This is a genomic window from Thermogutta sp. (genome assembly GCF_014359955.1).
Classification (GTDB): domain Bacteria; phylum Planctomycetota; class Planctomycetia; order Pirellulales; family Thermoguttaceae; genus Thermogutta.
In genome coordinates this window covers 1-2,253 of record NZ_JACIYL010000722.1, presented here as the reverse complement: position 1 = coordinate 2,253, position 2,253 = coordinate 1, and the positions used below count along the sequence as shown (strand labels likewise).

Sequence of the window (2,253 nt, the reverse complement as noted above, 5' to 3'; positions counted from 1 at the left end):
GATTTGACACAATCTTCCAGATTTTTAAGACGGAATCTGACGCCCTGGCCAGTTTTTGAGGCCTCTTTTGTCGGGTAGTCGGCTCGTCGGTCTTGTCTTGTGGTTCGATCGAAAATTGATCTTGGCCGACTTCTGAAAAATTGCTAAAAAAGCAATTGATCACGGACAAGGACGTCCCCTTACATGGTTTTCTCGTCAGGATGACAGTGGATCGTCCGGCGGCAGGGCAAGCCGGATATTCCGTTTTGCAGTCTGAGCGCGGTGAGAGTTCTGGAAGGGCAGGCAGGCTGTTGCGGCGCGTCGGCAGGCGGTAAGGTTGGAAACGGCGATTTGCCGTAAGAATCGTTTCCCCTGAGTCCCCAGAAGATAAGCCGACGGCGAGTGCCAGGCCGTGTTGCGTCTGTTGTCCGCGCGAACATTCAGACTGTTTTGAAATTGTTTTCCAGAACCGAACGCCCGAAAGCCCCGTAATGACACCACGAAACTTTGACAACCACCACCCCAGGCTTGTCACAGCAAACGGGGTGAAGCCGTCCAGTACGATGTGACATCGTTCTGTGGACGCCAAACCAAGGAAAGGAGGACGTCATGTTAGTGCTGACCCGCCGAGAAAACGAACGGATTGTACTTCCCACCGTGCACACGTCTATTCGGGTGGTGCGGATTTCGGGATCCACCGTGAGGTTGGGAATTGATGCGCCGCCGGAGGTGCCTGTGCTCCGCGAAGAATTGCTGGAGACGTTCCAGCAAGAGATGAGCGCCACCCCGCAGACTTCCGCTCAGGCTCCCCCTTTGCGAACCGCCGGATCTCAACGTGGTGATTCCTCAACCAGTGAGTCCCAGCTCAAGGCACGGGATGCGTACGAGAGAATCCTGGATTGCGTGGTCGTGGCCCTGGAGTATGCAGACGCCCAATTGACCCAGGGCAACGTTGAACTGGCCCGTCAAACGATTCAGAAGGCTCTGTTCCACCTTCATGAAACTCGGCAAGCGGTGGCCGCTGGAAAGGTGGATTGTTCCGTGCAGAGCACTCCCGCACAGCAGGAGCGGCTGGCGCTGGTTGTTCAGAACGTCAAGAAAAGCCGGCGTCCCATCGCGGCTGTGCTGGAACGCGCGGGATTCAAAGTGAAAATTGTACCCAATGGGTGCCAGGCCCTGGATTATCTAGCGAAGCATGCGCGTCCCGATCTGATCATCTTCGACTTTGATCAGCCTCTCCCCACCCGAAAAACACCGTGTGACACCGCACGGACGCTGCGTGAGATCCGGGATAATCCAGAATTGCGGGGTGTCAAAGTGATCGCCCTCGGATCGCGAAGTCCCGCTGAATTGCAGGTGACCATCGGTCCGCACGGTGTGGACCGGTGGATCCAGACGGATCACCAGGCGGAAACACTCATCCGCGAGCTGAAATTGTTGTGAAGGAGGCGTCAAGAAGCGGGATCACTCGTGCATCAGCGTTTTGACTTTACCGTGGACACGACGTGGATAACCCGGGATGGCACCCGGCTGACCGGACGCCTCTGGGAACCAGCCGAGTCTCCGCCCCGCGCCCGCATTTTCGGATTGCACGGGATCCTTGAGCACTGCGGCAGATATGAGTGGTTCGCCCGCCAGTTGACGGCCCACGGGTACAGTTTGGAAATGATTGATCTGCGGGGCCACGGACGGTCGGAAGGTCCAAGGGTCAGCGTCCGCGATTTCGATCAGTATCTCGAAGACCTGGACGACGTCAGTGAGCAACTCCGCGAGGCCGGCCGGGTGCCGGACTTTCTTTTCGGACACAGCATGGGGGCCGGACTGATCATCCTGTGGTGTGCCACCCGGCGTCCCCGCGTCAGCGGCGTCATTCTCAGTGCTCCTCCTGTTGTCATTGCTGTTCGAATACCGCAGTGGTTAGTCGGGCTGGGACGATTTTTGGTGAAGGCTTTTCCGAACATTCGCCTCGTTCAATTGAAAACGGCGAGGCGGTTCGGTCAGCATGCGGTATCGCGGGATCCAGCGATTCTGAAAGCCCTTCGCGAAGACCCTCTCGTTTATCGGGGGCGTTTCCCGCTTCGGACCGGCCTGGAACTCATCGCTCTCCAGGAAAAACTGCAGCAGGCCGCGGCCGAGTTCGAAACGCCTTTCCTCCTATTGCAAGGCACAGGCGACAAACTCTCTTCCGCAAAAGGTGCCCAACTCTTTTACGAACGCGCAGCCGCCACCGACAAGACATTACGGCTGTATGAGGGGCTTTATCACGAAGTCCTC

Annotated in this window: 3 protein-coding genes; 2 read left to right on the top strand and 1 reads right to left on the bottom strand. The window is 57.3% G+C overall.

What is annotated here, in order from left to right; all coding sequences use genetic code 11:
- Positions 1-493, bottom strand: a 493-nt coding sequence (locus tag H5U08_RS16295; protein ID WP_297035448.1) for a hypothetical protein, incomplete at its 3' end; no start/stop codon positions are given.
- A 95-nt stretch (positions 494-588) separates the two neighbouring features.
- On the opposite strand from H5U08_RS16295, the gene H5U08_RS16290 reads away from it, so the two are divergent.
- Both H5U08_RS16290 and H5U08_RS16285 read left to right on the top strand, forming a co-directional pair.
- The gene (locus H5U08_RS16290; RefSeq protein WP_297035445.1) at positions 589-1,422 is read left to right on the top strand and encodes a carbon storage regulator; all 834 of its coding nucleotides are present in this window, start codon (positions 589-591) and stop codon (positions 1,420-1,422) included.
- A gap of 27 nt (positions 1,423-1,449) precedes the next feature.
- Positions 1,450-2,253: alpha/beta hydrolase (locus H5U08_RS16285; RefSeq protein WP_297035443.1), on the top strand; the 804-nt coding region annotated here is incomplete at its 3' end.

Coding starts and splice junctions, on each gene's coding strand:
- H5U08_RS16290 (WP_297035445.1), top strand. CDS start 589: ATGTTAGTGCTGACCCGCCGAGAAAACGAACGGATTGTACTTCCCACC.